Source organism: Streptomyces ipomoeae 91-03 (genome assembly GCF_000317595.1).
In the GTDB taxonomy this organism is placed as follows: domain Bacteria; phylum Actinomycetota; class Actinomycetes; order Streptomycetales; family Streptomycetaceae; genus Streptomyces; species Streptomyces ipomoeae.
The window spans coordinates 1-1,646 of record NZ_AEJC01000316.1 but is presented as its reverse complement, the minus strand read 5'-3'; the positions used below and the strand labels follow the sequence as shown (position 1 = coordinate 1,646).

The 1,646-nt window shown below is 71.3% G+C and carries 2 protein-coding genes; one reads left to right on the top strand and one right to left on the bottom strand.

Annotation, left to right across the window (positions count from 1 at the left end):
• The coding region (locus tag STRIP9103_RS20920; RefSeq protein ID WP_048820669.1) for an enolase C-terminal domain-like protein at positions 1 to 1,004 on the bottom strand (1,004 nt) is incomplete at its 3' end.
• A gap of 236 nt (positions 1,005 to 1,240) precedes the next feature.
• Between STRIP9103_RS20920 and STRIP9103_RS20915 the strand changes: the two genes are divergently transcribed.
• Positions 1,241 to 1,420, top strand: a complete 180-nt coding sequence (locus STRIP9103_RS20915) for a hypothetical protein (RefSeq protein WP_009316401.1) — start codon at positions 1,241 to 1,243, stop codon at positions 1,418 to 1,420.
• Positions 1,421 to 1,646: the final 226 nt, after the last annotated feature.

Genomic DNA, 1,646 nt, shown 5'->3' with positions numbered 1-1,646 from the left:
GCGCCGTCGAAGAGGAGGCGTTCGACGCGGGCGTGGTCGTGGAACCACTCCAGGTGCCGCAGGTTGGGCACGGAGGCCGCGGCGTGGGCGTGGGCGTGCGGGGCGCAGTGGCCCGAGATCTCCAGGCCGTGGCTCTGCGCCAGCGCGGCGACGCGCAGCCAGACGGTGATCCCGCCGCACCGGGTGACATCGGCCTGGAGACAGTCGACGGCGCCGGCGGCGAGCATGTGCTGGAAATAGGGCAGCGTGTAGCCGTACTCCCCGGCCGCCACGTCGGCGGCGATACGGCCGCGGATCGCGGCGAGCGACGTGAGCCGGTCGGAGGAGACCGGCTCCTCGAACCACGTCACCCCCTCCCCGGCGAGGGCCGCCGCGACCCGGACGGCCTGCTTGGCGCCGTAACCGCCGTTGGCGTCCACATACAGCTCGGCCGACTCACCGATGTCGGCCCGGGCTTGTGCCACCCGCCGCAGATCGCGTGCCTCGCACCGCCCCCAGGACTCACCGATCTTGATCTTGACGCGCGGGATGCCCTCGTCCTCGACCCAGCCGCGCAGCTGTCGCTCCAGCAACCGATCGTCGTAGGTGGTGAATCCGCCGCTGCCGTAGACCGGTACGTCGTCGCGGGCCGCGCCCAGGAGTCGGCCGAGAGGCAGCCCCAGCAGCCGTGCCTTGGCGTCCCACAGCGCGATGTCCACGGCGGAGATCGCCTGGGCCGCGATGCCGGGCAGCCCGGCGTTGCGCACGGCGCGCTGCATGGCCTCGTTGGCGCGCGGGACGTCGAAGGCGGTCGTGCCGGCGACCACGTCGGCGAGCAGGTCGTCGATGACTCGCGCGGTCGCCGCCGGGGCGTAGGTGTAGCCGAGCCCGGTGACCTCCCCGCAGTGGACGGTGGCCACGACGAGCGTGGTGCTGTTCCAGGCGAACGTGCCGTCCGCTTCGGGCACGTCGGTGGGCACGGTGTAGACGGCGCTGCCCACCCGTTCGACGACGGCGCTCTCCATACGCTCCTCCAGTGCCGCGGCGGATGTCCGTGTCAGTACGGCCGGGTACCCGCCCGTACGACACGGGCGGGTACCCGGGAAAAGCGACTCCCCGCCCTGCGGGAGCGCGCCGTGTCCGGCGTCCGAGGTTTGCTCCCATGGGGCTTGGAAACTTGGCGTGTATGCATCCGTTCCAGGCTTCCTCAGTTCATTCCGAGAACTCGGGAAGCTCGGTCGCAGAAGGAAGATGAAGCCCCGTGACGAGGGACATCAAGGAGAAACCGGCCCCCCGGGTGACTGAGACCGGGTGGGCGAAGGCCCGCCGCCTCCGGGACCGCAAGGTACGCACCTGCGTAGCCGCGGTCGCGGACGAGACCGCCGTGCCGCCCGCCGCACGCACCGGCGCGGAGTGGAACATCGTCAAAGGCGAGGACTGACGGTCCGGTCGACCTGATGGGCGCGGAGCCAAGGGAATAGGGGAAGGCGGACGGCCTAAAGAGCAACCTGTGTCATTTAGTCCTGGGAGTTCTCGGCCAGGGCGTCCAGGACGGGTCGTCCGGCGGCGACCACCTCCTTGCCCACCCCGTCGGCGGGGATGGCGGCGATGCGGAACGTGCGGGGTGCGGCTGTCATGGGTGCCTCCGGCTCGCTGTCGTGCGGTCG